This window comes from Sphingopyxis panaciterrae, from assembly GCF_011762125.1.
GTDB lineage: Bacteria > Pseudomonadota > Alphaproteobacteria > Sphingomonadales > Sphingomonadaceae > Sphingopyxis > Sphingopyxis panaciterrae.
This window is the reverse complement of the sequence record NZ_JAASQN010000003.1, coordinates 138,137-160,597: the sequence shown is the minus strand read 5'-3', so window position 1 is coordinate 160,597 and position 22,461 is coordinate 138,137. Positions and strand designations below refer to the sequence as shown.

Genomic DNA, 22,461 nt, shown 5'->3' with positions numbered 1-22,461 from the left:
CGGTTGAAAACATACTAAAAGGTCAGACTTTCCAGCGGAAATGGCCGGTCAGCCGATGGTCGAACAGCGCATCCTCCTCGCGCGTGCCCGCCCCGATATTATGGAGGACGAGCGGGCGGCCGGACGCGGTCTTGCGGTCGGAGACGATCCCGGTGTGCGGGAGCTTGCCGCCGACCAGCGAGGTGAAGATATCGCCCGGCCGCCAATCGGCAGGGTCGCTCGATATCGGCAGCCGCGCCCGCTGCCGCGTCCAATAGGTCGCAAGATTGGGCACCCGGCGGTGATCGATGTTGCGGTCGGGACGGCGCAGGCCCCAATTTTTCGGATAGGCCGCAAAATTGGCCTTCATGTCGGCATTTACAAGCGCCTGGAGATCGAGCGCCAGCGCGTCGCGAAAGGCGCGGATCACGACGTCGGTGCACACGCCCTTCGCGCGCGCGACATCGCCGCCCGGAAAGCCGAGCACCGTGTAGGCGGGATCATAGGCCAAGGTGACGCCGACCTGCCCCCGCGCCGCGGCGACGAGACGCTGGGCGGGGGTCGCCGCCATCGCGCTGCCCGGCCAGCCACCCGCCACGCCAAGCGCCAGCGTCGCGCCGATGAAGGCGCGCCGGCTTGGCTGGAAGGGGGCGGACTGGTGCATAACCTCGATACCTTCTTCCCGTTATCCTGAGGAGCCATTGAGCTTGTCGAAATGGCGTCTCGAAGGACCTGGCACAGCGCTTGGTTTTTCGAGACGGGTCTTCGCCAAGGCTCAGCCCCTCCTCAAGACGAACGGGGTTGGGTGATGATAAAAGAAACCTCTGAAACGAAAAACGACCGGCTCTGCCTGTTGGCGGAACCGGTCGTTTTTGAAAGCTGTTTCGGCTTTTTGGTGGAGAAGCTCTCCTTAGCCTTCGCCGGCTTCCGACCGGTATTCGCGGCGCTCCGCAATACGTGCCGATTTACCAGTGCGTCCACGCAGATAGTAAAGCTTCGCACGACGGACAGCGCCCTTGCGGACGACGGTAATCGAATCGATGTTGGGCGAGTAGAGCGGGAACACGCGCTCGACACCTTCGCCGAACGACATTTTGCGCACGGTGAAGTTGGAGCCCATGCCCTTGTTCGAGCGCGCGATGCACACGCCTTCGAAATTCTGGACGCGGGTGCGTTCGCCTTCGACCACCTTCACGCCGACTTTCAGCGTGTCGCCGGGACGGAAGGTCGGGATCGTCTTGTCAGCCTTGGCGATTTCTTCGGCTTCGATCGTCTGGATGAGGTTCATGCCTCTAGTCCTCTTCTTTTCGCCGCGCGCCAGAGGCAGGTCGGGCCCGAGCGCCCTCATGGCGCTCCCAAAGGTCCGGCCTGCGTAACCGTATCTATCGACAAAGTTCCCCGATCGCAGCACTTCGGAAACCCTGCGCCCCGCCGGATACCGGCGGGGATTTAAACGGATGACCGGCACACGCGATGAATGCGATTCGCCCGGTTCCACTTGAAGCCGCGGCCACTACGCCGGAAGGGGGCGAAATGCAAGGGGTTCGGCGGATGGCGGGGACGACCAATTAAATTGCCGTTAACCAAAATCGTCCATGGCAGGCGCCGGAGGGACCCGATGCAGCCCATTATCGCGATCAAGTCGCTCGCGCGATACATTTTCGTGCCGGCCGAGGGCACCGGGCTGACGGCGTTCTTCCACTGGACGCTGTGCTGGCTGGTGCTGCCCAATCTGCCCTTCCTGCCGATCACCATCATGGGCGGTCCGATGCGCACCCACGAAATCATGCTGTGCGGCATCGTCGGCTTTGTCGCCTGCTGGTTCTGCTACTGGGTCCGACTGGCTGCCTTTTTCGGCCTTTTCATTTATATAACGCTCGTTTTCATCGCGAGCATGTTTAACATGCACATCAGTGTGATCCTGTCGGTCATCGCGCTGGTGCTCGACCTTCGCCCGGCCGCCTCACCCGAATATATCGTCGGCGGCGGCCTGATGATCCTCGTCCTCGGCTTCGCCGTGCAGCGGCTTCGCCGGCCGGCCAATCTGCGCGGACTGCAATGGATGATAGCCGCGGCCGCGCTCACCTACACGCTGGCCCAGGCGGACTATATCCGGGCGCGCGACGGGGCGACCGCTTACAACCGCCTGGCACCCGCCGGCGCGCCCTTTACCTCCGCCACGCAGCAGACCGGATTTTTGCAGTTCGCCGACGGCAAGCGCAATGTGATGATCGTCGTGGTCGAGGCGATGGGACTGCCGACCGAGCCGACGCTGCACAAGCGGCTCGATGCGATCTGGACGCGGCCGGCGTTGAAGCAGCGTTTCGACATCAGCCAGGGCAGCACGACTTTCTATAGTTCGACGACCAAGGGCGAGATCCGCGAACTGTGCCAGCGTTGGGGCGATTTTCCCGAGATCGTCGTCCCCGAATCCGATTGCCTGCCGGCGACCCTTGCGCGGCGCGGATATGCGACGCATGCCTATCACGGCTTCGCACCCGACTTCTTCGATCGCGATCGATGGTATCCGCTGATCGGGTTCGAACGGATGAGCTTTCGCGACGCGATCGAGGCGCGGGGCGCACGGCACTGCCCCAATGTCTTTCCGGGCGCATGCGACCGCGACATTCCGCGCCTGATCGGGCGCGATCTGGCCGCGGCGAAGCAGCCGCAGTTCGCCTATTGGCTGACGCTCAACTCGCATCTGCCGGTGGTCGCCAACGCCGCACTGCGTACCGAGCATTGCCGGCAGCTCGGCGCCGCGATCGACAGCGACTATCCGCAGGTCTGCCGCCTCTTCGCGGTCTGGGACGACACCGCAGCGGCACTCGCCGACATGGCGAGCCGGCCCGATTTCCCGCCCACCGACATATTGATCGTCGGCGACCATATGCCCCCCTTCACCCAGCAGAAAAGTAGGCTGATGTTCGACAGTACGAAGGTGCCGTGGGTGTTGCTGCGCTATCGCCCGTCGCGGTCCGCGACATAGGCGGCCCACAGATCGGGACGGCGCGCGCTCGTATCGCGTTCGGCCTGCTCGCGGCGCCAGGCGGCGATCTTCGCATGATCGCCGGAGCGCAGCACATCGGGAATCGCATGGCCTTCCCAATCAACCGGGCGGGTATAGTGCGGATATTCGAGCAGGCCGTTCTCGAACGATTCGTCGTCGCCGCTCGACGCCGCCCCCATGACGCCCGGCAGCAGGCGGATGCACGCGTCGAGCAGCAGCAGCGCCCCCATCTCTCCACCGGACAGGATGATGTCGCCCATCGACACTTGTTCGATCGGCCGCGCATCGAAAATCCGCTCGTCGAAACCCTCGAACCGGCCGCACAGGATGATCGCGCCGGGGCCGCGCGCAAGTTCGCGGACGCGCGCCTGCGTGACCGGCTTGCCGCGCGGCGTCATCGCGAGGAGGGGTAGGCCGGGATGCGTCGCCGCGGCATGGTCGATCGCGGCGCCGAGGACGTCGGCCTTCAGCACCATGCCTGCGCCGCCGCCCGCCGGCGTATCGTCGACGGTGCGGTGCTTGTCGGCCGCGAAATCGCGAATCTGCACCGGCGCACAGCGCCACGTCCCGCTTTCGAGCGCCCGCCCCGCCATGCTGTGCCCCAGCGGGCCGGGGAACATGTCGGGGTATAGGGTCAGGGGGACGGCGGTGAAGGTCATGACGGCGGCGTCCATAGCCTGTCGGAGAGCAGGTGGCGATCCTTGTCCAGTTCGGCGCGCAGCCATTCGCGGAAGCGTTCGATCTTGCGGACGCCGACGCGGTTTTCGCGGTGGACGAGATAATGGGCGGTGCCGGGTTCGAAGAGCGTGTCGAAGGGCTGGACCAGCCGCCTTGCGTCGAGTTCGGCGCGCCAGAGCAAGGGCGTCATCATCGCGATGCCAAAGCCCGCCTGCACCGCGCTCGCTTCCTGGAGCTGGCTGTCGAGTTCGATGCCGCTGCGCCGCGGCGGCGGCACGGTATCGACCCCCGCCGCGGCAAGCCAGCCCGTCCACCACGGATCGTTGGGCGCGAGCCTTTCGACGCGCAGCAGGTCTTCGGGCCGCGCGATGCGGTTGGCCGCGAGGAAGGCCGGCGCGCAGATCGGCGTGACATGGCTGCGATAGAGGAATTCGGCGCGCAGGCCCGGCCACGGCGGATGCCCGACGCGGATCGCGACGTCGACGTTGGTGGCATCGAAATCGACGAGGTCGTTGTTCATCGACATGCGCACGGCGAGTTCGGGATAGGCGAGCTGGAAGCCGCCGATGCGCGCGCTGAGCCAGGTGCCGCCGAACGTCGTCATCGCGCTGATCGTCAGCACATCGGCTTCGTCGCTGCCGAGCGCCGCGAACGCATCGCCCATCGATGCAAAGGCATTGCTGACCGCCGGGAGCAGCCGCAACCCCGTTTCCGACAGATGCACCCGCCCTTTTTCGCGTACGAACAGCGCGCGGCCGAGCCGGTCTTCCAATTGGCGGACCTGATAGCTTACCGCCGCCTGGGTCATCCCCAGTTCTTCCGCCGCCCGCGAGAAATTTTGCAGGCGCCCTGCGGCCTCGAAGGTCCGAATCGCGGCGAGGGGCGGCAGCTTGGGCATCGCCAATATATAAGCTGTCCTTATGATATGGTCTACGCCTTTTGTTGGCCGGGCCGGGCGCAAAGGCGCATCAGACGGGCATAGGATGATCAGGAGAAAACCCATGAAAGACGAACTTTGGATGCGCAGCTGGAACGAGGGCCATCCGCAATTCAGCGCCGATTTGCACCGCGGCCTGATCTGGCTGTTTACCCCGCTCCGCCGCCTCGGCGAAACGATCGCCCGGCCCGCTGGTCCCGGTGCCCAACCTCGCAAGGCGCGATGATGCCTCCTGCCAGAACGCCGTCGCGCTGACCGGCATGTTCCTTGGGCCGATACTCTTTTCGCTCGCCTAGGGCTGGTCGGGCGGCGCGACGCGGAGGCGGAGCGCCTGCAGCGTTGCGGGCGTCGTCGGCGCGAGCAGCAACGTGCCGTCGAGCTTGCCCCTGTCGCAATTCAGGCGAAAGGCGGTGGACATCGCGCCGGTCGACGCCAGCGGTTCGGCGGCGGGGCATTCGCCGACCTCGGCCTTCAATCGCGCCAGTTCCGCGGTCCAGTTTTCGGCCGAGCGATCCATCAGGAAATTCATCGCCAGCTTGCCGCCCAGCGGCGCCAGATTGCCCGCGGCATAGGCGGCCCGCGCCGCGGTGAACATGTCGGCGACCGCTGGCGACACGGGCGTCCCGCGCGACGGCAACAGCCCTGCCCCGTCCATCAGCACGGCGGTATCCCACGCCGGCGCCGACGGCCCCGCATAGGTGCGGTTCGCCAGCGCGAAAACACCGACGCCATGGTCGGGCATCAGCATCACATGGCTGCCATAGCCCGGATAGCCGCCGCCATGCGCCAGCGTGAGGCCAAGGTCGCAATCCTGCGCGACGCGCCAGCCCATGCCATAAGCGGCGGCCTGTTTGCACGCCGTCGCACCGCTGGTGCCGATCCGGTTCGTCACCGACACGAAATTCAGCCCCTGCGCGATTTCGCGCACCGTCGCGCGCCTGACCGGCCCGCTGTCGGCATCGTCGCGCGCCGGCCAGGCGGAGAGCAGGAAGGCGACCCATTTGGCATAATCGCGCGCGCTGACCTGCAGCCCGCCCATCGAATTGAACGCGCCGTCGACCATTTCGGGTTCGGGCGACCAGCGCTCATTTTCCCAGCGATAGCCGCGGGCATAGCGCGCCTTCGGGGCTTGCGGCGCGTCGAAGCCGCTGCTCGTCATGCCCAGCGGGTTCAGGATCGTCTGCCGGACATAGTCGGCATAGGCCATGCCCGAGGCATGGGTGACGATGCGGCCGAGCAAGGCATAGCCGAAGTTCGAATATTCATGTTGGCTCTGCGGCGCGCGGCTGAACGGCACCCCCGCCGCGATCATTTTGGTGAAGTCTTCCTGCGGCAGCACCTGCTGCCGGTCGCCCCACGGATCGTCGGTGACCAGCCCGCCGACATGCTGGAGCAGGTCGCGCACCCGGATGCGCGGACTGTCCCTGGTCGGATAGGTCCAGCCCTTCATTTCGGGCACATATTGCTCGGCCAGATCGTCGAGACGCAGCTTGCCGTCGTCGCGCAGCTTCAGGATCGACAATGCGGTGAACGCCTTGGTCATCGACGCGATGCGGAACAGGCTGTCGGGGGTAACGGCACGGCTGTCGGCGATATTCTGGACGCCGATGCCCTTTACATAAGCAAGCCTGCCATCCTTGACGATGCCATAGACCATGCCGGGGACATGTTGATCGGCTTGGAATTTGGCGAACAGCGCATCGATTTCGGGGGCGAGCTGGTCAAGGTTTTTTGGAGCGGCTTCCCGAGCAGCAGCAGGAATTGCCCACCCGAGCATGAGAGCGAAAGTAAGACCCGATTTCCAGCGCATAGTCCCTCCATAATCTGTCGCCATAGGCTAACAGCGCCGGGAATAACCTACAATCGAGGTTGAAAAGCCGCAGGTCCGAACGCGACCGCAACCGGCCATTACACGCCGCTTCGCGCCTCTCCCTTCGTCATCCCGGGCTTGACCCGGAATCCCGCTTTTTTGAGGCACCGGCAGTTCTCGACGTCAAGCGAGATCCCGGGTCAAGTCCGGGGTGACGAGGGAAGCGCTGTAAGCGACCGAGGGCAGCCATTCCCGTTATGACGTCGACGTCCTATGAGGCATTGGCTGGAGGATGGCAGTGGCGACCGAAGGGCGGCCTTTGCAAGCCTATCTGAACCAGCAGTTGAAGGCGTCCATGGCTATGTCGTCGCTAAAGGAAATCTATCTGGTCCGGCATGGCGAAACCGAGTGGAACGCCGCTGGCCGCTTCCAGGGAAAGCTCGACTCCCGCCTTACAGAAAAGGGGGTGGAACAGGCCGCTGCATATGGAAGGCACCTTGCCGCAGTCGCGGCCGGGATAGATGCGCTGGTAGCAAGTCCGTTGGGCCGGGTGCGTGAAACCACAGCCATTATCCAAAGTTTTGGAAAATTTCCGGAGCCACAATGGGATCCTCTGATCGCCGAGGTGTCGGTTGGATCGTGGGACGGTCTTACCCATACAGACATAGATGCCCAGTGGCCTGGCAGGTTAGACGGAACGACCCCATTCGACTGGTTTTTCCGATCACCTGACGGTGAAAGCTACGACGCAGCCATGGCGCGTGCGATTCGATGGTTGGATGGCTTGCAAGGCGTCATACTTGCCGTCTCGCATGGACTAACAGGGCGCCTCATTCGCGGAGCCTATCTTGGGCTGGCCAAAGATGACGCCCTTGGTTTGCCCGTTCCGCAGGACGTAATCTGGCGGCTGGCCAATGGGCGGGTTGAGCCCATTCGCCTCAGTTGACGCACGTCGAAAATCTCCGCGATTCGAGGTCGCTGCCAAAACCGACGGTCTCATATCCAACCCATTCCGGCCATCGGTCAGGCGCTCAGCCACGTCCTACTCGACGAACGCCGCGTTGACGGTCACCCCGTCGTCGTTCCATGCCGGCACCGCGTGCGCGTTCATCGGCACCATGAAGCGCTTCGGCTTCTGGCCGGGTTCGGCCGGCTTCTCGATTTCGAGAATATCGCCCGCGCCGAAATTTTCGACCGCGGCGACATGGCCGATCGCACTGCCGTCGGTCGATACGCATGGCAGGCCGAGCAGGTCGTGATGATAATATTCGCCCTCACCCAGCGGCGGCAGCGCCGAGCGCGCGACGGTGAGGACGGTGCCGCGCAAGGCTTCGGCGCCGCTCCGGTCGGTGACCTCGGCAAAGGTCGCGACCGCGCCCTGATTCGCCGGGCGCACCGATTTCAGGGTCAGCGTACGGCCACCGGCGTCGAATATGGAAAAGGCGCGGAGAGCCTCCGCGCCTTCGCCGAATAGTTTCAACCGCACCTCGCCCCGCACCCCATGCGCACCAGCGATGGCGGCGAGGGTGACGGGGCGGTTAGCGTCAGCCAAAGCTCAGGCCTTGGCTTCTTCTTCGCCAGCTTCTTCAGCAGGCGCTTCTTCGGCAGCCGGAGCAGCCGGGGCTTCTTCGGCCGGGCCGCCTTCGGCAGCCTGTTCGGCCATCGCGGTCGCATCGTCGGCGGTCGCGTCGGCCGGGGTTTCGTCGGCGACGGCCTCGGCAACGGCCTCGGCGGTCGCTTCGCTCTTCACCGAACCGGTCGCGTCCGATTCAGCAGCAGCAGGAGCGGCGGCTTCTTCAGCGGCAGGCGCTTCGGCAGCAGCTTCTTCAGCCGGCGCTTCTTCGGCGGCCACTTCCGGAGCAGCTTCTTCGGCAGCTTCGGGTTCGGGTGCCGGAGCGGCGGCAGCGGCGGCGGCGGCTTCTTCGGCGTCAGCCAGCTTCTGCGCCTTTTCTTCGGCGCGTTCCTTGGCCTTCTCGCCCGGAACCGCCTTGTTGGGGTTGTTACGCGCGGCGCGTTCCTGGACACCCGCGGCGTCGAGGAAGCGGGCGACGCGGTCGCTCGGCTGGGCGCCGACGCTCAGCCAATGCTTCGCACGGTCGGCGTCGAGCTTGACGCGCTCGGGATTGTCCTTGGCGAGCAGCGGGTTGTAGCTGCCGATACGCTCGATGAAGCGGCCGTCGCGCGGGCTGCGCGAATCAGCAACGACGATCTTGTAATAAGGGCGCTTTTTCGAACCGCCGCGCGAAAGGCGAATAGAGGTAGCCATGATGTAATCCTTCTTTCCAATTCAAATTCAAAATGTCGGTTGATCGGGTTATTTCTTCTTGTTCATCAGGTTCGCGAGCTCGGGCGGGATGGCGCCGCCACCGAGGCCCGACAGCCCGCCGAGGCCGCCGCCTCCGCCGCCGCCAAAACCGCCGCCGCCCCCAAGACCCGGCATGCCGGGAATGCCGCCGCCCTTGCCGAACAGCGCGCCAAGGCCCTTGAGCCCGCCCATCTTGCGGATTTTCTTCATCGCGCTGGCCATTTCCTGATGCATCTTCAGCACCTTGTTGACCTGCTGCACCGTCGTGCCCGATCCGTTGGCGATGCGGATCTTGCGCTTCGCGTTGATCAGTTCGGGCTTGGCGCGTTCCTTGGGGGTCATCGACCCCATGATCGCGTCGAAATGGATCAGCATCTTGTCGTCGGCGCCGCCCTGCGCCATCGCGGCCTGCGCCTTCTTGATCCCGGGGATCATCCCGGCCAGCGCGCCGAGGCCGCCCATGCGGCGCATCTGGTTCAATTGCGTGCGCAGGTCATTGAGGTCGAAGATGCCCTTCGCCATCTTCGCCGCCATCGCCTCGGCCTCTTCGGCCTGGATCGTTTCGGCGGCGCGTTCGACGAGGCTGACGACGTCGCCCATGCCAAGGATGCGGCCCGCGATACGCGACGGCTGGAAGAGTTCGAGCCCGTCGAGCTTTTCGCCCGTGCCCGCGAACTTGATCGGCTTGCCGGTGACCGCGCGCATCGACAGCGCGGCGCCGCCGCGCGCGTCGCCGTCCATGCGGGTGAGCACGACGCCGGTCAGCGGCACCTGGTCGGTAAAGCGCTGCGCGACCTGCACCGCGTCCTGACCGGTCAGGCTGTCGACGACGAGCAGCGTTTCAGCGGGGTTCGCGGTTCGCGACACCGCCTGCATCTCGTCCATCAATTGCTGGTCGACATGGAGGCGGCCCGCGGTGTCGAGCATCAGCACGTCATAGCCCTGCAGCTTTGCAGCCTGCAGCGCGCGCTGCGCGATCTCGACCGGCTGCTGCCCCGCGATGATCGGCAGGGTGGCGACGTCGATCTGGGTGCCGAGGACGGCGAGCTGTTCCTGCGCGGCGGGGCGATTGACGTCGAGCGACGCCATCAGCACCTTCTTGCGCTCTTTTTCTTTCAGCCGCTTCGCGATCTTCGCGGTCGTCGTCGTCTTGCCCGAACCCTGCAGACCGACCATCATGATGACCGCAGGCGGGGTGACGGCAAGCTCGAGCTCGGCGGTTTCGGAACCGAGCATTTCGGTCAGCGCATCGCTGACGATCTTGACGACCTGCTGCCCCGGGGTAACCGAGCGCAGGACATTCTGGCCGATCGCGAGTTCGGTGACCTGGTCGACGAAGCTGCGGACGACGGGCAGCGCGACGTCGGCTTCGAGCAGGGCGATTCGCACTTCGCGCATCGCGGCGCGCACGTCGGCCTCGGTCAGCGCGCCGCGACCGCGGAGCTTCCCGAAAACATCGCCAAGCCGATTGCTCAGACTGTCGAACATGCGCCTCAAATCCTTGCTTTCGACGCCTGCAACGCAAAAGACGCCGGTGAGCGAAACCTCGCTAACCAGCGGCTATCCGTGGACAGACTTTCCGTCGCGGACATCGATATGCCCGTGCGCAAGATGCGCCCGGACGCGGCCGCCAATACACATTTATGCGCGCGATGGCAAGCGAGCGCGGGGCGGGTGCGTGGTTTGGCTCGGGAAAGCTGACAAATCCTCTTCGTCACCCCGGACTTGATCCGGGGTCCCGCTCAGCAACGGCGAAAAGCGGGACCCCGGATCAAGTCCGGGGTGACGAAGAGGGAAAACCACGTCCCGCATTTCGAACTGGATCAAGTCCCCACCGCAGGCCGTTTAACGCAAATTTCACCGCTTCGCGTCCAAAAGACAAGCGGGTGGTGGGGAATGAACATATGACAGCGACACCAAGGCCACGCGATCGCAGCGAAGGGGCCAAGCGCGATATCGTCGCGGGCGGCATCGTCGTCGCCGCCATCCTGCTGTTCGTCGGCACCGGCAGCAATGTGATGCAGGCGGTCGTCCAGTCGCTCGTCGGCTTCGGCGGCGGCCCCGACAATGTGCTGACCGCGGCGCTCGTCCTCAATATCGCGCTGATCCTGTTCGGCTGGCGCCGCTACGAAGACCTCAACCGCGAGATCCGCGAACGCACCGAGGCCGAACAGCGCGCGCGCTACCTCGCCGACACCGATCCGCTGACCGGCTTCCTCAACCGCCGCGCGCTGATGGCGACCGGGCAGCAACTGATCGCCGACGCCGCGACAGAGAAACGTCAGGTCGCGCTGTTCCTGCTCGACCTCGACCATTTCAAGACGGTCAACGACATTCACGGCCACGAAGCAGGCGACCGCGTCCTAAAAACCGCCGCCGACCGCATCGCGGCGGTGCTGCCGCCGAGCGCGACGATGGCGCGGCTCGGCGGCGACGAGTTCGTCGCGATGCTGCCGTTCGAACCCGCGGCGCTGGACCATGTCGAAGCGCTCGCCGCACAGCTCGTCGCCGCGCTCGAAGAACCGATCGTGCATGGCGCGCAGCATATCCGGACCGGCGCGTCGCTGGGCGCCGCGCTCGCGAGCGATGGCAGCGTCACGATGGAAACGATCGTGCGCCAGGCCGACATCGCGATGTATCATTGCAAGGATGAGGGGCGGAACCGCTTCTGCTGGTTCGAGACCGGCATGGAAATGGCGGTGCAGGTCCGCAACCAGATCGAAACCGGAATCCGCGCCGGCATGCCGCGCGGCGAGTTCGTGCCGCATTTCGAGCCGCAGGTCGACATCGCGAGCGGGCGCCTGCTCGGTTTCGAAATGCTGATGCGCTGGGAGTCGCCCGAATATGGGATGATCCCGCCCGAACGCTTCATCCCGGTCGCCGAGGAAAGCGGACTGATCGGCGAACTGTCGCTGCAGGTCATCGGCCGCGCGATGGAGATCGCCAAGAGCTGGGATCCATCGATCATGCTCGCGGTCAATATTTCGCCGCAGCAGCTCAAGGATCCGTGGTTCAGCCAGAAGCTCGCCAAGCTGCTCGTCGAGACCGGCTTCCCGGCGAACCGGCTTGAGGTCGAGATCACCGAAAGCTCGCTGTTCGAAAACCTGCCGCTCGTCCGCTCGATCGTCACCAGCCTCAAGAATCAGGGCGTGTCGCTCAGCCTGGACGATTTCGGCACCGGCTACAGCTCGCTGTCGCACCTTCGCGCGCTGCCCTTCGACCGGATCAAGATCGACCGCAGCTTCGTCGCCGCCATGCGCGGCAGCGCCGATGCACAGGCGATCGTCGTCGCGATCGTCCGGCTCGGTGAAAGCCTGTCGATGCCGATCACCGCCGAGGGGGTCGAGGACGAAGCGACGGCGATCGAATTGACCCGGCTCGGCTGTGCCAAGGGCCAGGGCTGGTTTTATGGCCGCGCGGCCTCGGCGGCCGATACCGCCGCGCTGCTCGCCGAGCGCGGGCTTCTCCGGGCGCCGATGGTGCCTGAGGGCGGCACCCCCGCGCCCGACGAAGCACCGCTCCGCAAGAGCGCCTGACGCCGCCGGTCGCTAGACTTCACGCCAGCGCGCGCCTACATGCGCGACTATGGCGGATCGCTTCACCAAGATGCACGGCCTCGGCAACGACTTTGTCGTCATCGACGCGCGCGTGGCGCCCGTCGAGATGACGCCAGCGCGCGCCCATGCGATCGCCGACCGGCGCTTCGGGATCGGCTGCGACCAGCTGATCCTGCTCGAGCCATCGATCAAGGCCGATGTGAAGATGCGCATCTTCAACGCCGACGGCAGCGAGGTCGAGGCGTGCGGCAATGCCACGCGCTGCGTCGCGACGCTGATCGGCCAGCCCGCGGTGATCGAGACGCTGGGCGGCATGCTGCGCGTTACCCCGGCCGACGGCGGCGCCGAGGTGGTGCTGGGCGAGCCGCAGTTCGACTGGGAGCATATCCCGCTCGCGATGCCGATGGACACGCGCGACATGCCCGTCGCGTGGGACGAGCTGGAGCATGGCGCCGCGGTCAATGTCGGCAATCCGCACATCATCTTCTTCGTCCCCGAAGCCGACGCCGTCGCGCTCGACGAACTGGGACCGCGGATCGAAACCGACCCGCTGTTCCCCGAACGCGTCAACGTCAATGTCGCGAGCCTCGACGGCCCCGACTGCCTGCAACTTCGCGTCTGGGAACGCGGCGTCGGGCTGACCCAGGCGTGCGGCACCGGCGCCTGTGCCACCGCCGTCGCGGCGATCCGCGCCGGCCTGGTCCAGTCACCGGTGACCGTGTCGCTACCCGGCGGCGACCTGATCATCCGCTGGGCGCCGGGCGAGCCGATCGTGATGAGCGGTGCCGCAACCCGTGTCTATGAGGGCGAGACCGACTGGACGCAGTTCGGATGAGCGTTGCAGTGACGGACGGCCCCGAGGTCGTCAATTTCGGGTGCCGGCTGAATATCGCCGAGGGCGAAGGGGTTCGGGCTGCGGCGCGCGCGGCCGGCGGGCGCGACACCATCGTCTTCAACAGCTGCGCGGTGACCGGCGAGGCGGTGCGGCAGGCGCGGCAGGCGGTACGGCGCGCGCTGCGCGAGCGGCCCGATGCGGATATCGTGGTAACGGGCTGCGCGGCGGAGCTTGAGGCCGAGCGATTCGCCGAAATGGGCGCGCGGGTTGTGCGCAACGACGCGAAGGGCCTGGTCGAAAGCTATCGTCTTGAAGAAAAGAACGGTGCTTCGACAAGCGCAGCACGAACGGGTTTGGAAGGTGGCTTATCCCTCCCCCCGTTTGCCCTGAGCTTGTCGAAGGGCCGTCCTTCTTATGCGCCCGCCCTCTCCGGCGCCGACCACGCCCGCGCCTTCCTCGGCGTCCAGACCGGCTGTTCCCACAGCTGCACCTTTTGCGCGACGGTGATCGCGCGCGGAACCGCACGGTCGGCGACCATCGAAGCGACCCTCGATGCCGCCCGCACCGCGCTGGATCGCGGCCAGCGCGAGATTATCCTGACTGGCGTCGATCTGGCGAGCTATGGCGACGACAGCGGTACGACACTCGCCGCGCTGGTCGAGGCGATGCTGTCTCTTCCGATCGAGCGGCTGCGCCTCTCGTCGCTCGACCCGAACCGCATCGACGACGCACTGTTCGCCTTGCTGACGCAGGAAGCGCGCGTGATGCCGCACGTACACCTGTCGTTGCAGGCCGGCGACGATATGATCCTGACCCGCATGAAGCGCCGCCACCGCCGCGCCGACGCTGTTGCGCTGATCGCCCGGCTCAAGACGGCGCGTGCCGATATCGCGATCGGCGCCGACCTGATCGCGGGCTTTCCCACCGAGGATGGCGCGATGTTCGCGAACTCGCTGGCGCTGGTCGACGATTGCGACATCGTCTTTGGCCATATTTTCCCATACAGCCCGCGCGCCGGGACGCCCGCCGCGCGGATGCCGCAGGTCGGCCGCGCCATCGCGCGCGAACGCGCCGCGACCCTGCGCGCGGCGAATGCGCGCCGGCGCCAGAGCTGGCTCGATACGCAGACCGGCCACACCGCATCGGTGCTCGTCGAGCGCGACGGCACGAGTGGCCACGCCGCGAATTTCGCCGCCGTGACGCTCGCGGTGCCCGCGATACCCGGCAGCATCGTCGAGGTCCAACTGACCGCGCGCGCCGGCGACCGGATGATCGCCGCCCCCATCAAAGCAAAGGATATCGCCGCATGACCGGCCAAAGCTGGAGCGAAAGGCTGCTCGGCGGCTTCCGCCGGACGTCCGAACGGCTCGGCGAGAATCTCGCGGGGCTGACCGGCAAGGCCCGGCTCGACGAGGACGATCTCGACCGCATCGAGGAAGCGTTGATCACCGCCGACCTCGGCCCCGCGATGGCCGAGCGCATTCGCGAGCGGCTGGCGGCGCGGCGCGATGCGGTGGCGGGCGGGGTCGAGGAACTGCGCAAGATCGTCGCCGAGGAAATCGCCGCGGTGCTGCGCCCGGTCGCCGAACCGCTCGACATCGACGCCTTTCCGCGCCCGCAGGTCATATTGGTGATCGGGGTCAACGGATCAGGCAAGACCACCACCATCGCCAAGCTGGCGCATCTGTTCCAGGAACAGGATTATGGCGTGATGCTAGTCGCGGGCGACACCTTCCGCGCCGCCGCGATCGGACAGCTCAAGGTCTGGGCCGAACGGCTCGGCGTGCCGATCATGGCGGGCCCCGAGGGCGGCGACAGCGCGGGCATCGTGTTCGATGCGGTCAAACAGGCAACCGCGACGGGCATCGACGTGCTGATCGTCGACACCGCCGGACGGCTTCAGAACAAACGCGAACTGATGGACGAACTCGCCAAGATCAAGCGCGTGCTCGGCCGCCTCAACCCCGCCGCGCCGCACGACGTCGTGCTCGTGCTCGACGCGACGACGGGACAGAATGCGCTGTCGCAGATCGACGTGTTCCGCGAGGTCGCGGGGGTTACCGGGCTGGTGATGACCAAGCTCGACGGCACCGCGCGCGGCGGCGTGCTCGTCGCCGCGGCCGAGCGCCACGGCCTTCCGATCCACGCGATCGGTATCGGCGAAACGATCGAGGATCTGCGTCCTTTCGACGCCGACGAAATCGCCGGTATCATTGCAGGAAATATAAGATGAGCGACGTGCTTCCCGGCGGCCCCGAAACCGCGCCGGCCGCGCCGCCCGCCAAACATGGCTGGCTCAACTTCGCGATCGACTTCGGGCCGCTCCTCGTCTTTTTCCTGACCTATAAATTCAGCTCGGGCGGGACGGGTGCGTTCGCTGCGACCACCGGGGCGATCAAGGGCACGATCGCCTTCATGGTCGCGATCATCATCGCGATGGCGGTATCGAAATGGAAGCTCGGCAAGATTTCACCGATGCTGTGGATGTCGGGTATCCTTGTCGTCGGCTTCGGCGCGTTGACGATCTGGTTCCACGACGAACGCTTCATCGTGATGAAGCCGACGATCATCTATGCCGCTTTCGCGGCACTGCTGCTCGGCGGCTGGGCGCTCGGCAGGCCGATGCTCAAATATCTCCTTCAATCGGCGCTCGACGGCGTGACGACACGCGGCTGGCTGTTGCTGACCCGCAACTGGGGCTTGTTTTTCGCCGCGCTCGGCATCGCCAATCATGTGATGTACGAACTGGTCGAAGCGAAGCGGATGACCTTCGACTTGTGGCTGACGATCAAGGTGTGGGGCGTTACCGCGCTGTCGTTTGCGTTCACCTTGAGCCAGCTTCCCGTGATGCTGAAACATGGTCTTGCGATCCCCGACGAAGCGGCGCCGAACGAGCAAGCTTGAGCCCTTTCCCCGTCGCTGGCATAGCAAGCCGCAGGGCACCGGGTCGCGCGGCGCCCGACAACAAGCGAGGGGGAATGCCATGGACAAGTTTTTCGGGAATCTTCATGCCGTGCTGGGCGCCGGGCTGGTGCTTGCGATCATCCTGATGCTCGGCCTCAACGGCCAGAATTTCGAGGATGGGATCGCCGCGGGCAACGCCATCATGCGCTGGCTCCACACTTTCTTCGGCATCTTGTGGATCGGGCTGCTCTATTATTTCAACTTCGTCCAGATGCCGACGATGCCGAAAATCCCGGCCGAACTGAAACCCGCCGTGGGCAAGCATATCGCGCCGGCCGCGCTGTTCTGGTTTCGCTGGGCGGCGGCGATCACCGTGCTGCTCGGCCTCGGCATCGCGTTTCACGCCAAATATGCCATCCCCGCCTTCACGCTGCAGGATCCCTACAAGCTGATCGGCGTCGGCATGTGGCTGGGCTTGGTCATGGCGTTCAATGTCTGGTTCGTGATCTGGCCGAACCAGAAGAAGGCGCTGGGGATCGTCGAGGCTGATGACGCGACGAAGGCCAAGGCAGCGCGGACCGCGATGATCTTTTCGCGGACGAACACCTTGCTGTCGATCCCGCTCATCTATGCGATGGTGAACGCCAACAACGGGTAACGCCGATAATCGGCAACGAAAAAGGGCGCTCCGGACAGCCGGGGCGCCCTTTTTTTACATTCGTCGCCCCCGCGAAGGCGGGGGCCGCTATCGAGGTAGCGCGAGGTTGCCAGCGGCCAGTTAAGGGTTGGGCATGCCCCCGGCATGTCCAAGAATGGTCCGGGGGACCATTCGACCCTTCACTCCTTCGCGGGGGCGACGATCAGAATTCTACCGCCGCCTTGTGCATGCGGCCGTTCATCACATAATGCGCGACGCCCAGCTGCATACCCGCCGCCTGTGCATCGTCGATCTCGCGCACGCGCCGCGCGGGTGAACCGGCCCATAGCTCGCGGTCCGGAATTTCCTTATTCTCCGTAAGCAGCGCGCCCGCCGCAAGCATCGCATCGCTGCCGATCCGACAGCCGTTCATCACCGTCGCCTTCAGCCCCACGAACGCCCGGTCTGCGAGCGTGCAGCCGTGCACCATCGCGAGGTGTCCGATCAGGACATCTTCGCCGATGATCGTCGGAAAACCTTCCGGCCGGTGCGGCATCGGGCCGTCGCAATGGACGACGCTGCCGTCCTGGATGTTCGATCGCGCCCCGACGACGATGCGGCTGACGTCGGCGCGCAGCACGCAATTATACCAGATGCTGACGTCAGGCCCAATGGTGACATCGCCGATGATGCGACACCCCGGCGCGATGAACGCGCTGGGATCAATCTGCGGCGTCTTGCCATTGACGCTGATGATGCTGACGTCATTGCGGGTCATTCGCGGCCTCCGATGAGATGTTTCCAGAGCAGGACCGGCAGCGTCGAAGCATAATCGTCGGTCCAGCGGGTGAAGTGCGGGCGCGCGGCGAGCGGCACCCACGCGCCATCATCATTGCTGTCCTTCCGCGGTTTCACGCCGCCGGTCAGTTGCCGCATGCGATCGGGCGCTGCGGTCAACGCGACCCAGTTCGACCCGGTGAGGTCGCTGAAATCATCGTCCCCCGAGCCGGCGTCCATCCGAATCGCGGCGGTCCAGCCACGCGCCTTCGCCTCGGCCGCGAGCACGGGTTCGAGGTCGAAGAAGCGGTTCGAGATATGAACGAGCAGCACCCCGTCGGGCTTCAGCGCCCGCGCATAGATGCCGATCGCTTCCTCGGTCAGCAGGTGAAGCGGAATCGCGTCGGAGGAGAAGGCGTCGATCACGAGGATGTCGAACTTGCCCGCCGGCTGCTCGGCAATTTGCAGCCGCGCGTCGCCGACCACGATCGGCGTGTCGCCCGCGCAATCCGACAGGAAGGTGAATTTGGAAGGGTCGCGCGCGATATCGACCATGACGGGATCGATTTCGAAGATCGTCCATTGCTGGCCGGGTTTGCGATAGCAGGCAAGCGTCCCCGCCCCCAGCCCGACGATACCGACCGCGGCGTTCGGGCCTGCCAGCGCCTCCGCCTTGTCGAGCGTCAGACCAACGCCCGATTGATGGCCATAATAAGTCGTCGGTTCGAGCCGGCCTCCGCTATTGGTGCGCTGTAGCCCGTGCAGCGTTGTCCCATGCGCAAGGCGGCGCTGTTGGCGATATGCATCGTCGGTTACCGTATAGACACCGAAATAGCTGCGCACGCGCATGCCGGTGAAGCTTTCCTCCACCGTGTTCCAGCCTCCGATCCCGAACATCAGCAGCGCCAGCACCAGCACATAGGCCCAGCGCCAGCTGATCACGAGCAGGCCGATGACGAAAATGGCAATGCCCCAGGCGGCCGCAGTCCCTTCGAACGAACCGGTCCAGCTGTAGACCATCTTCCAGCTCGCAAAGGCAGCGATGCAGACAAGCAGCGCGACCATCGTGCGGGCACGCGGTACCGATAGCCCCAGCCACCGGTTCCACGGCAGCAACGCCGGAAGCGGCAGCAGCAACGCTGCCGCGAGGACGAGCAGCGGATGTTCGTAGACCCAGTCGAAAACAAGCGGGGCGACCAGCGCCGCGAACAATCCGCCGAGCACCCCGCCCGCCGACATGATGAGATAGAAAAGCGTCAGGTGCTGCGTCGCGGGGCGGAGGTAGTAGAGATAGCCATGGAGGGCGGTCGCGACGACGAACAGCATCGCAAGGCTGGCGAGCGCGACCATCATCGATCCGCCACCCGAGCTCAATAGCGCGAGCCCGCCGACCCCCAGCAACACAGCGGGGGCGATGAAGGTGATGACCTGGGTCAGCCGGTCCGCGGTCGAAAAGGCGATCACGAAGCTTAAGAGATAGAGGCCGAGCGGCAGCACCCACAGCAAGGGCATGGCGACGATGTCGGTGGTAAGGTGAGTCGTCGTCGACAGCATCAGCCCCGACGGCACCGCGGCGATCAGCAGCCAGTGGAGCTGGCGTCGCAAGGCCGGGCGCGGCTCATCGGCGCCGCCCGCGATATGGTCCAGCGCCGCGTGACTCTGCCAGCGCGCTGCGGCGCTCGCGGCGACGAGCAGCAAGAGCAGCGCATAGCCCGCGGTCCAGCCCCAGCTTTGCGCCGCGAGCGGCAGGCTCGGCTCGACGAGGGCAGGATAGCTGATCAGCCCCGCGAAGCTGCCGAGGTTCGATGCGGCATAAAGATAATAAGGATCGCCCGCGCGAGCGTCGGCGGCAAACCAGCGCTGCATCAGCGGAGCTTGGGCCGACACGACAAGGAAGACGGGGCCGATCGAGGCGAGCAGCAGCAGCGGCACCCACAACGCCTCCTGCCCCGGCGCCGGCGGCGCGACCTCGGCGATGCCGATCGGAAGCCACAACGCCGCGGCGACGAACAGCGCCAGATGGATGATCGCCTGGCGCCGCACGGTAAAGCGCCCGAGCCAGTGGGCATAGGCATAGCCGCCGAGCAGCAGCGCCTGATAGACGAGCATCGCGCTGTTCCACACCGCGGGCGCGCCGCCCAATTTGGGCAGCACCATCCGCGCCACCATCGGCTGGACCTGGAACAGCAGGAAGCTGCCGACGAGAATCGTCAGCACGAACAGCCAGCGGCGCGGCAAAGCGGCTTGCGAAGAGGTCACGCCGTCAGGAGCCGTGCCGCGTGAAGGGCGTGATAGCTGAGCACGCCCGCCGCGCCCGCGCGGCGGAAGGCAAGCAGGGTTTCGAGCACCAGCGCATCGCGGTCGCCCGCACCCGCCGCCGCCGCGGCCTCGATCATCGCATATTCGCCCGACACCTGATAGGCGTAGACCGGAACGGCGAAATTGTCCTTCACCGCCCGCACGATGTCGAGATAAGGCAGCCCCGGCTTGACCATCACGCTGTCGGCGCCCTCGGCAAGGTCCTGCGCGACCTCGCGCAGCGCTTCCTCGCTGTTCGCGGGATCCATCTGATAGGTCTTTTTGTCGCCCTTGAGCAGCCCGCGCGAGCCGACCGCGTCGCGGAACGGGCCGTAAAAGGCCGAGGCATATTTGGCGGCATAGCTCATGATCTGGACATGGCCGAAGCCTTCGGCCTCGAGTGCGGCGCGAATCGCGCCGATGCGGCCGTCCATCATGTCGCTGGGCGCGATGATGTCGGCGCCGGCGCGCGCCTGATTGAGCGCCTGCCCGACCAGCACCTCGACCGTTTCATCGTTGAGCACATAGCCGGCATCGTCGATCAGCCCGTCCTGCCCGTGGCTGGTATAGGGATCGAGCGCGACGTCGGTCAGCACACCGATCTCGTCCCCGAGCGCCTGCTTGATCGCGGCGACCCCGCGGCACATCAGATTATCGGGATTGAGTGCCTCGCCGCCGTCCTCGCTACGCCGCTCGGCCTGGGTATAAGGAAAGAGCGCGAGGCACGGGATGCCCGCGGCGACCGCATCTTTCGCGCGCTCGACAAGCAGGTCGACCGACCAGCGCGACACGCCGGGCAAGCTCGCGATCGGCTCCTCGGTGCCCGATCCGTCGCAGACGAAGAGTGGCCAGATAAGGTTCGACGGCGAAAGCTGCGTCTCGCGCACCATCGCGCGGCTCCAGCCGGTGCGGCGGGTGCGGCGCAGGCGCAGGTCAGGAAAAGCGGCATGGGTCATGCCGGGTGCATAGCCGTGCTGGGCCGCGGGGCAAATGGATAATGGGATGCCGGACTGCCCCTCCCGCAAGCGGGAGGGGCAGTGAGGCTTGCCGGTTTACCGGCTAGCCGCAACGGGGTGGGCAGCAAGCGAGCGTTGATGGCCCACCCCGCTGCGACTAGCGAACAAGTTCGCAAGTCTCGCTGCCCCTCCCGATTTCGGGAGGGAGTATTTTCCTATATCCCGCCCTCGGCACGCTTCGATGCGACATCGGCGAGGCTACCGAGTTTTGGTCCTTCGGCCTGCTTCGCTGCGACCGGCGCCAGCGCGGCACCGGGCACGACCGAGGTCAGCGCGCGAATGCGGGCACGGAAGTCAGCGAGCGCCTTGCCTTCGAGCAGCGCCCGCGTGACGAAGGTCATCGATGCGGGATTCACCGTATGGCCGTTGCGATAGACTTCATAATGGAGATGCGGACCGGTCGAGAGGCCGGTGGAGCCGATATAGCCGATCACCTGCCCGCGATTGACGCGCTGGCCGGCGCGTACCGCGATGCGGCTCATATGGCCGTAACCTGTCCCGAGACCACCCCCGTGACTGAGCTTCACATAATTGCCAAAGCCCCCCGTCCGCCCGGCAACGGTCACGATGCCGTCGGTCACCGCATAGATGGGGGCGCCGTAACCGCCGCCGAAATCCATACCGCTGTGCATGCGCTTATAGCCGAGGATCGGGTGGCGCCGCATTCCGAAGGTCGAGGTGACACGGCCATTGGTCGGCCGCGCCATGCCGCCGCGCTGTTCGCCGACGCCCGACGCCTCATACCATTGGCTGCGTCCATCGACGGTCCATTCGAGCATCGACAGCTTCGGCTTGCCGCCGCGAATCAGTCCGGCATAAAGCAGCTTGCCGGTCTCGCTCTCGCCCGTTTCGGCCCGGCGATGATCGACGATGATGTCATATTCGTCATGGGCGCGAATATCGCTGCCGACCGAAATCTGTTTCCCGATCACCCGCAGATAGGCCTGGATCGCCTCGGGCGGCGCCCCGGCGGCGCGCGCCGAACGGTAGAGGCTGTCGCCGACCCGGCCGCGAATGCGCAGCGGCGTCGCATCGACCGCGATCGGGATGCGGCGCATGATCAGGCGGCCGCCCTCGCGTTCCATCTCGATCCTGAGGTCGAAACGCGCGCGCATCGCCAGCGCCTCGACCGGGCGCGGCATGGTGCGCGCGGCGCGGCGGCCGAGAATGAGGTCGATGCGCGTGCCCGGCGCGATATCGGCGAGCGGCACCGCGCCCGATACCTGGCTCGCGAGCGCCTGCGCTTCGCTGCTGCCGACGCCCGAGCGTTCGAGCAGGCGCGCGAAGCTGTCGCCGCTGCCCAGCGTCGCGGTGAGTTCGATCTGCGGCCGTTCGGGGGTCTGGGTGAGCGGGCGCACCGCATCGGTCGCCGCCATGTGGCGCCCGGTGTCGCCGCCGAGCGCGAGCGGCACGATCATCTGCGCCCGCGCTTCGTTGAAATCGGCGGTATCGAACGCCGGCGTCCCACCTGCTGCAAGCGGCCGGACGCCCGGGAAGGTCGCGATCGCGCTGCCGCAGAGCAGGGTTAACGTAGCAAGGCCGCGCCACCATTCGCCCGAACCGATATTGTCGCCAAGATCGGGAACAAGGTCGAGCTGCGCCAGCCGGTCGCGCCACGTCGGCCGCGGTTCGACGTCGGCGGCCGTCCGCCGCAGCGAGACCGCCTGCGACATCGTCAGCGCGGCCGCGTTGCCGGACATCCCCGCAATGGGTTCGTG

The 22,461-nt window shown here is 65.8% G+C and carries 20 protein-coding genes and 1 pseudogene; 9 read left to right on the top strand and 12 right to left on the bottom strand.

Features of this window, described 5'->3' with window-relative positions; genetic code table 11:
- Positions 1–22: 22 nt before the first annotated feature.
- Positions 23–643, bottom strand: a complete 621-nt coding sequence (locus tag FHR22_RS12650; protein WP_208417681.1) for a DUF1287 domain-containing protein — start codon at positions 641–643, stop codon at positions 23–25.
- 246 nt (positions 644–889) lie between these two features.
- A complete protein-coding gene (gene rplS, locus FHR22_RS12645; protein WP_166943168.1) occupies positions 890–1,267 on the bottom strand; it encodes a 50S ribosomal protein L19 in 378 nt (125 codons plus the stop codon).
- Between the two features lie 330 nt (positions 1,268–1,597).
- Here rplS and FHR22_RS12635 point away from each other — a divergent pair, with 330 nt between their 5' ends.
- Positions 1,598–2,968, top strand: a complete 1,371-nt coding sequence (locus FHR22_RS12635) for a sulfatase-like hydrolase/transferase (protein WP_166943164.1) — start codon at positions 1,598–1,600, stop codon at positions 2,966–2,968.
- Here FHR22_RS12635 and trmD read toward each other — a convergent pair.
- Together trmD and FHR22_RS12625 are read right to left on the bottom strand one after the other, a co-directional pair.
- Positions 2,941–3,648 (bottom strand): tRNA (guanosine(37)-N1)-methyltransferase TrmD, encoded by a 708-nt coding sequence (gene trmD, locus FHR22_RS12630; RefSeq protein ID WP_166943160.1) that lies wholly within the window; start codon positions 3,646–3,648, stop codon positions 2,941–2,943. The genes FHR22_RS12635 and trmD overlap by 28 nt on opposite strands.
- Complete coding sequence (locus FHR22_RS12625) at positions 3,645–4,565, bottom strand: LysR substrate-binding domain-containing protein (RefSeq protein WP_166943918.1); 921 nt, start codon at positions 4,563–4,565, stop codon at positions 3,645–3,647. The genes trmD and FHR22_RS12625 overlap by 4 nt, the downstream gene beginning before the upstream one ends.
- 103 nt (positions 4,566–4,668) lie before the next feature.
- On the opposite strand from FHR22_RS12625, the gene FHR22_RS12620 reads away from it, so the two are divergent.
- On the top strand, positions 4,669–4,830 hold the full coding sequence (locus tag FHR22_RS12620; RefSeq protein ID WP_166943157.1) for a hypothetical protein: 162 nt from the start codon (positions 4,669–4,671) through the stop codon (positions 4,828–4,830).
- Positions 4,831–4,896: 66 nt separating this feature from the next.
- Here the strand turns inward: FHR22_RS12620 and FHR22_RS12615 are convergent, their stop codons facing one another.
- The gene (locus FHR22_RS12615) at positions 4,897–6,414 is read right to left on the bottom strand and encodes a serine hydrolase domain-containing protein (RefSeq protein WP_166943154.1); all 1,518 of its coding nucleotides are present in this window, start codon (positions 6,412–6,414) and stop codon (positions 4,897–4,899) included.
- A gap of 292 nt (positions 6,415–6,706) precedes the next feature.
- Here FHR22_RS12615 and FHR22_RS12610 point away from each other — a divergent pair, with 292 nt between their 5' ends.
- Positions 6,707–7,360, top strand: coding sequence for a histidine phosphatase family protein (locus tag FHR22_RS12610; protein ID WP_243853713.1), 654 nt, complete (start codon positions 6,707–6,709; stop codon positions 7,358–7,360).
- Between the two features lie 96 nt (positions 7,361–7,456).
- Here FHR22_RS12610 and rimM read toward each other — a convergent pair whose 3' ends face one another.
- From rimM to ffh, 3 genes and pseudogenes are all read right to left on the bottom strand, one after another.
- Entirely contained in the window at positions 7,457–7,966 is a 510-nt protein-coding gene (rimM, locus tag FHR22_RS12605) for a ribosome maturation factor RimM (protein WP_166943151.1), read from the bottom strand.
- A 258-nt stretch (positions 7,967–8,224) separates the two neighbouring features.
- Positions 8,225–8,680: pseudogene (rpsP, locus tag FHR22_RS22330) on the bottom strand (30S ribosomal protein S16); the annotation flags it as partial.
- A 48-nt stretch (positions 8,681–8,728) separates the two neighbouring features.
- A complete protein-coding gene (gene ffh, locus FHR22_RS12595; protein WP_166943145.1) occupies positions 8,729–10,207 on the bottom strand; it encodes a signal recognition particle protein in 1,479 nt (492 codons plus the stop codon).
- 416 nt (positions 10,208–10,623) lie between these two features.
- Between ffh and FHR22_RS12590 the strand changes: the two genes are divergently transcribed.
- From FHR22_RS12590 to FHR22_RS12565, 6 genes are all read left to right on the top strand, one after another.
- Positions 10,624–12,255 carry a putative bifunctional diguanylate cyclase/phosphodiesterase gene (locus tag FHR22_RS12590; protein ID WP_166943142.1) on the top strand — a complete coding sequence of 544 codons (1,632 nt, stop codon included), beginning with the start codon at positions 10,624–10,626 and terminating at the stop codon, positions 12,253–12,255.
- Between the two features lie 49 nt (positions 12,256–12,304).
- Positions 12,305–13,111: a diaminopimelate epimerase gene (gene dapF / locus FHR22_RS12585; RefSeq protein WP_166943138.1), complete on the top strand. Its 807-nt coding sequence runs from the start codon at positions 12,305–12,307 to the stop codon at positions 13,109–13,111.
- Entirely contained in the window at positions 13,108–14,421 is a 1,314-nt protein-coding gene (locus FHR22_RS12580; RefSeq protein WP_166943135.1) for a MiaB/RimO family radical SAM methylthiotransferase, read from the top strand. The genes dapF and FHR22_RS12580 overlap by 4 nt, the downstream gene beginning before the upstream one ends.
- Positions 14,418–15,344 (top strand): signal recognition particle-docking protein FtsY, encoded by a 927-nt coding sequence (gene ftsY / locus FHR22_RS12575; RefSeq protein WP_166943132.1) that lies wholly within the window; start codon positions 14,418–14,420, stop codon positions 15,342–15,344. Before FHR22_RS12580 ends, ftsY begins: the two co-directional genes overlap by 4 nt.
- Positions 15,341–16,015 (top strand): inner membrane-spanning protein YciB, encoded by a 675-nt coding sequence (locus tag FHR22_RS12570; protein WP_166943129.1) that lies wholly within the window; start codon positions 15,341–15,343, stop codon positions 16,013–16,015. Before ftsY ends, FHR22_RS12570 begins: the two co-directional genes overlap by 4 nt.
- Before the next feature lie 79 nt (positions 16,016–16,094).
- Positions 16,095–16,673 (top strand): urate hydroxylase PuuD, encoded by a 579-nt coding sequence (locus tag FHR22_RS12565; RefSeq protein ID WP_166943126.1) that lies wholly within the window; start codon positions 16,095–16,097, stop codon positions 16,671–16,673.
- A gap of 202 nt (positions 16,674–16,875) precedes the next feature.
- Here FHR22_RS12565 and FHR22_RS12560 read toward each other — a convergent pair whose 3' ends face one another.
- From FHR22_RS12560 to FHR22_RS12545, 4 genes are all read right to left on the bottom strand, one after another.
- Entirely contained in the window at positions 16,876–17,430 is a 555-nt protein-coding gene (locus FHR22_RS12560) for a gamma carbonic anhydrase family protein (RefSeq protein WP_166943123.1), read from the bottom strand.
- A complete protein-coding gene (locus FHR22_RS12555; protein WP_341786616.1) occupies positions 17,427–19,688 on the bottom strand; it encodes a spermidine synthase in 2,262 nt (753 codons plus the stop codon). Before FHR22_RS12555 ends, FHR22_RS12560 begins: the two co-directional genes overlap by 4 nt.
- Positions 19,685–20,683 carry a porphobilinogen synthase gene (gene hemB, locus FHR22_RS12550; protein ID WP_166943120.1) on the bottom strand — a complete coding sequence of 333 codons (999 nt, stop codon included), beginning with the start codon at positions 20,681–20,683 and terminating at the stop codon, positions 19,685–19,687. Before hemB ends, FHR22_RS12555 begins: the two co-directional genes overlap by 4 nt.
- Before the next feature lie 215 nt (positions 20,684–20,898).
- Positions 20,899–22,443 carry a M23 family metallopeptidase gene (locus FHR22_RS12545; protein ID WP_166943117.1) on the bottom strand — a complete coding sequence of 515 codons (1,545 nt, stop codon included), beginning with the start codon at positions 22,441–22,443 and terminating at the stop codon, positions 20,899–20,901.
- Positions 22,444–22,461: the final 18 nt, after the last annotated feature.

Bases quoted from the DNA above. Each gene is read 5' to 3' on its own strand.
- FHR22_RS12650 (WP_208417681.1), bottom strand. From the start codon at position 643: ATGCACCAGTCCGCCCCCTTCCAGCCAAGCCGGCGCGCCTTCATCGGC.
- rplS (WP_166943168.1), bottom strand. From the start codon at position 1,267: ATGAACCTCATCCAGACGATCGAAGCCGAAGAAATCGCCAAGGCTGAC.
- FHR22_RS12635 (WP_166943164.1), top strand. From the start codon at position 1,598: ATGCAGCCCATTATCGCGATCAAGTCGCTCGCGCGATACATTTTCGTG.
- trmD (WP_166943160.1), bottom strand. From the start codon at position 3,648: ATGACCTTCACCGCCGTCCCCCTGACCCTATACCCCGACATGTTCCCC.
- FHR22_RS12625 (WP_166943918.1), bottom strand. From the start codon at position 4,565: ATGCCCAAGCTGCCGCCCCTCGCCGCGATTCGGACCTTCGAGGCCGCA.
- FHR22_RS12620 (WP_166943157.1), top strand. From the start codon at position 4,669: ATGAAAGACGAACTTTGGATGCGCAGCTGGAACGAGGGCCATCCGCAA.
- FHR22_RS12615 (WP_166943154.1), bottom strand. From the start codon at position 6,414: ATGCGCTGGAAATCGGGTCTTACTTTCGCTCTCATGCTCGGGTGGGCA.
- FHR22_RS12610 (WP_243853713.1), top strand. From the start codon at position 6,707: ATGGCAGTGGCGACCGAAGGGCGGCCTTTGCAAGCCTATCTGAACCAG.
- ffh (WP_166943145.1), bottom strand. From the start codon at position 10,207: ATGTTCGACAGTCTGAGCAATCGGCTTGGCGATGTTTTCGGGAAGCTC.
- FHR22_RS12590 (WP_166943142.1), top strand. From the start codon at position 10,624: ATGACAGCGACACCAAGGCCACGCGATCGCAGCGAAGGGGCCAAGCGC.
- dapF (WP_166943138.1), top strand. From the start codon at position 12,305: ATGGCGGATCGCTTCACCAAGATGCACGGCCTCGGCAACGACTTTGTC.
- FHR22_RS12580 (WP_166943135.1), top strand. From the start codon at position 13,108: ATGAGCGTTGCAGTGACGGACGGCCCCGAGGTCGTCAATTTCGGGTGC.
- ftsY (WP_166943132.1), top strand. From the start codon at position 14,418: ATGACCGGCCAAAGCTGGAGCGAAAGGCTGCTCGGCGGCTTCCGCCGG.
- FHR22_RS12570 (WP_166943129.1), top strand. From the start codon at position 15,341: ATGAGCGACGTGCTTCCCGGCGGCCCCGAAACCGCGCCGGCCGCGCCG.
- FHR22_RS12565 (WP_166943126.1), top strand. From the start codon at position 16,095: ATGGACAAGTTTTTCGGGAATCTTCATGCCGTGCTGGGCGCCGGGCTG.
- FHR22_RS12560 (WP_166943123.1), bottom strand. From the start codon at position 17,430: ATGACCCGCAATGACGTCAGCATCATCAGCGTCAATGGCAAGACGCCG.
- hemB (WP_166943120.1), bottom strand. From the start codon at position 20,683: ATGACCCATGCCGCTTTTCCTGACCTGCGCCTGCGCCGCACCCGCCGC.
- FHR22_RS12545 (WP_166943117.1), bottom strand. From the start codon at position 22,443: ATGTCCGGCAACGCGGCCGCGCTGACGATGTCGCAGGCGGTCTCGCTG.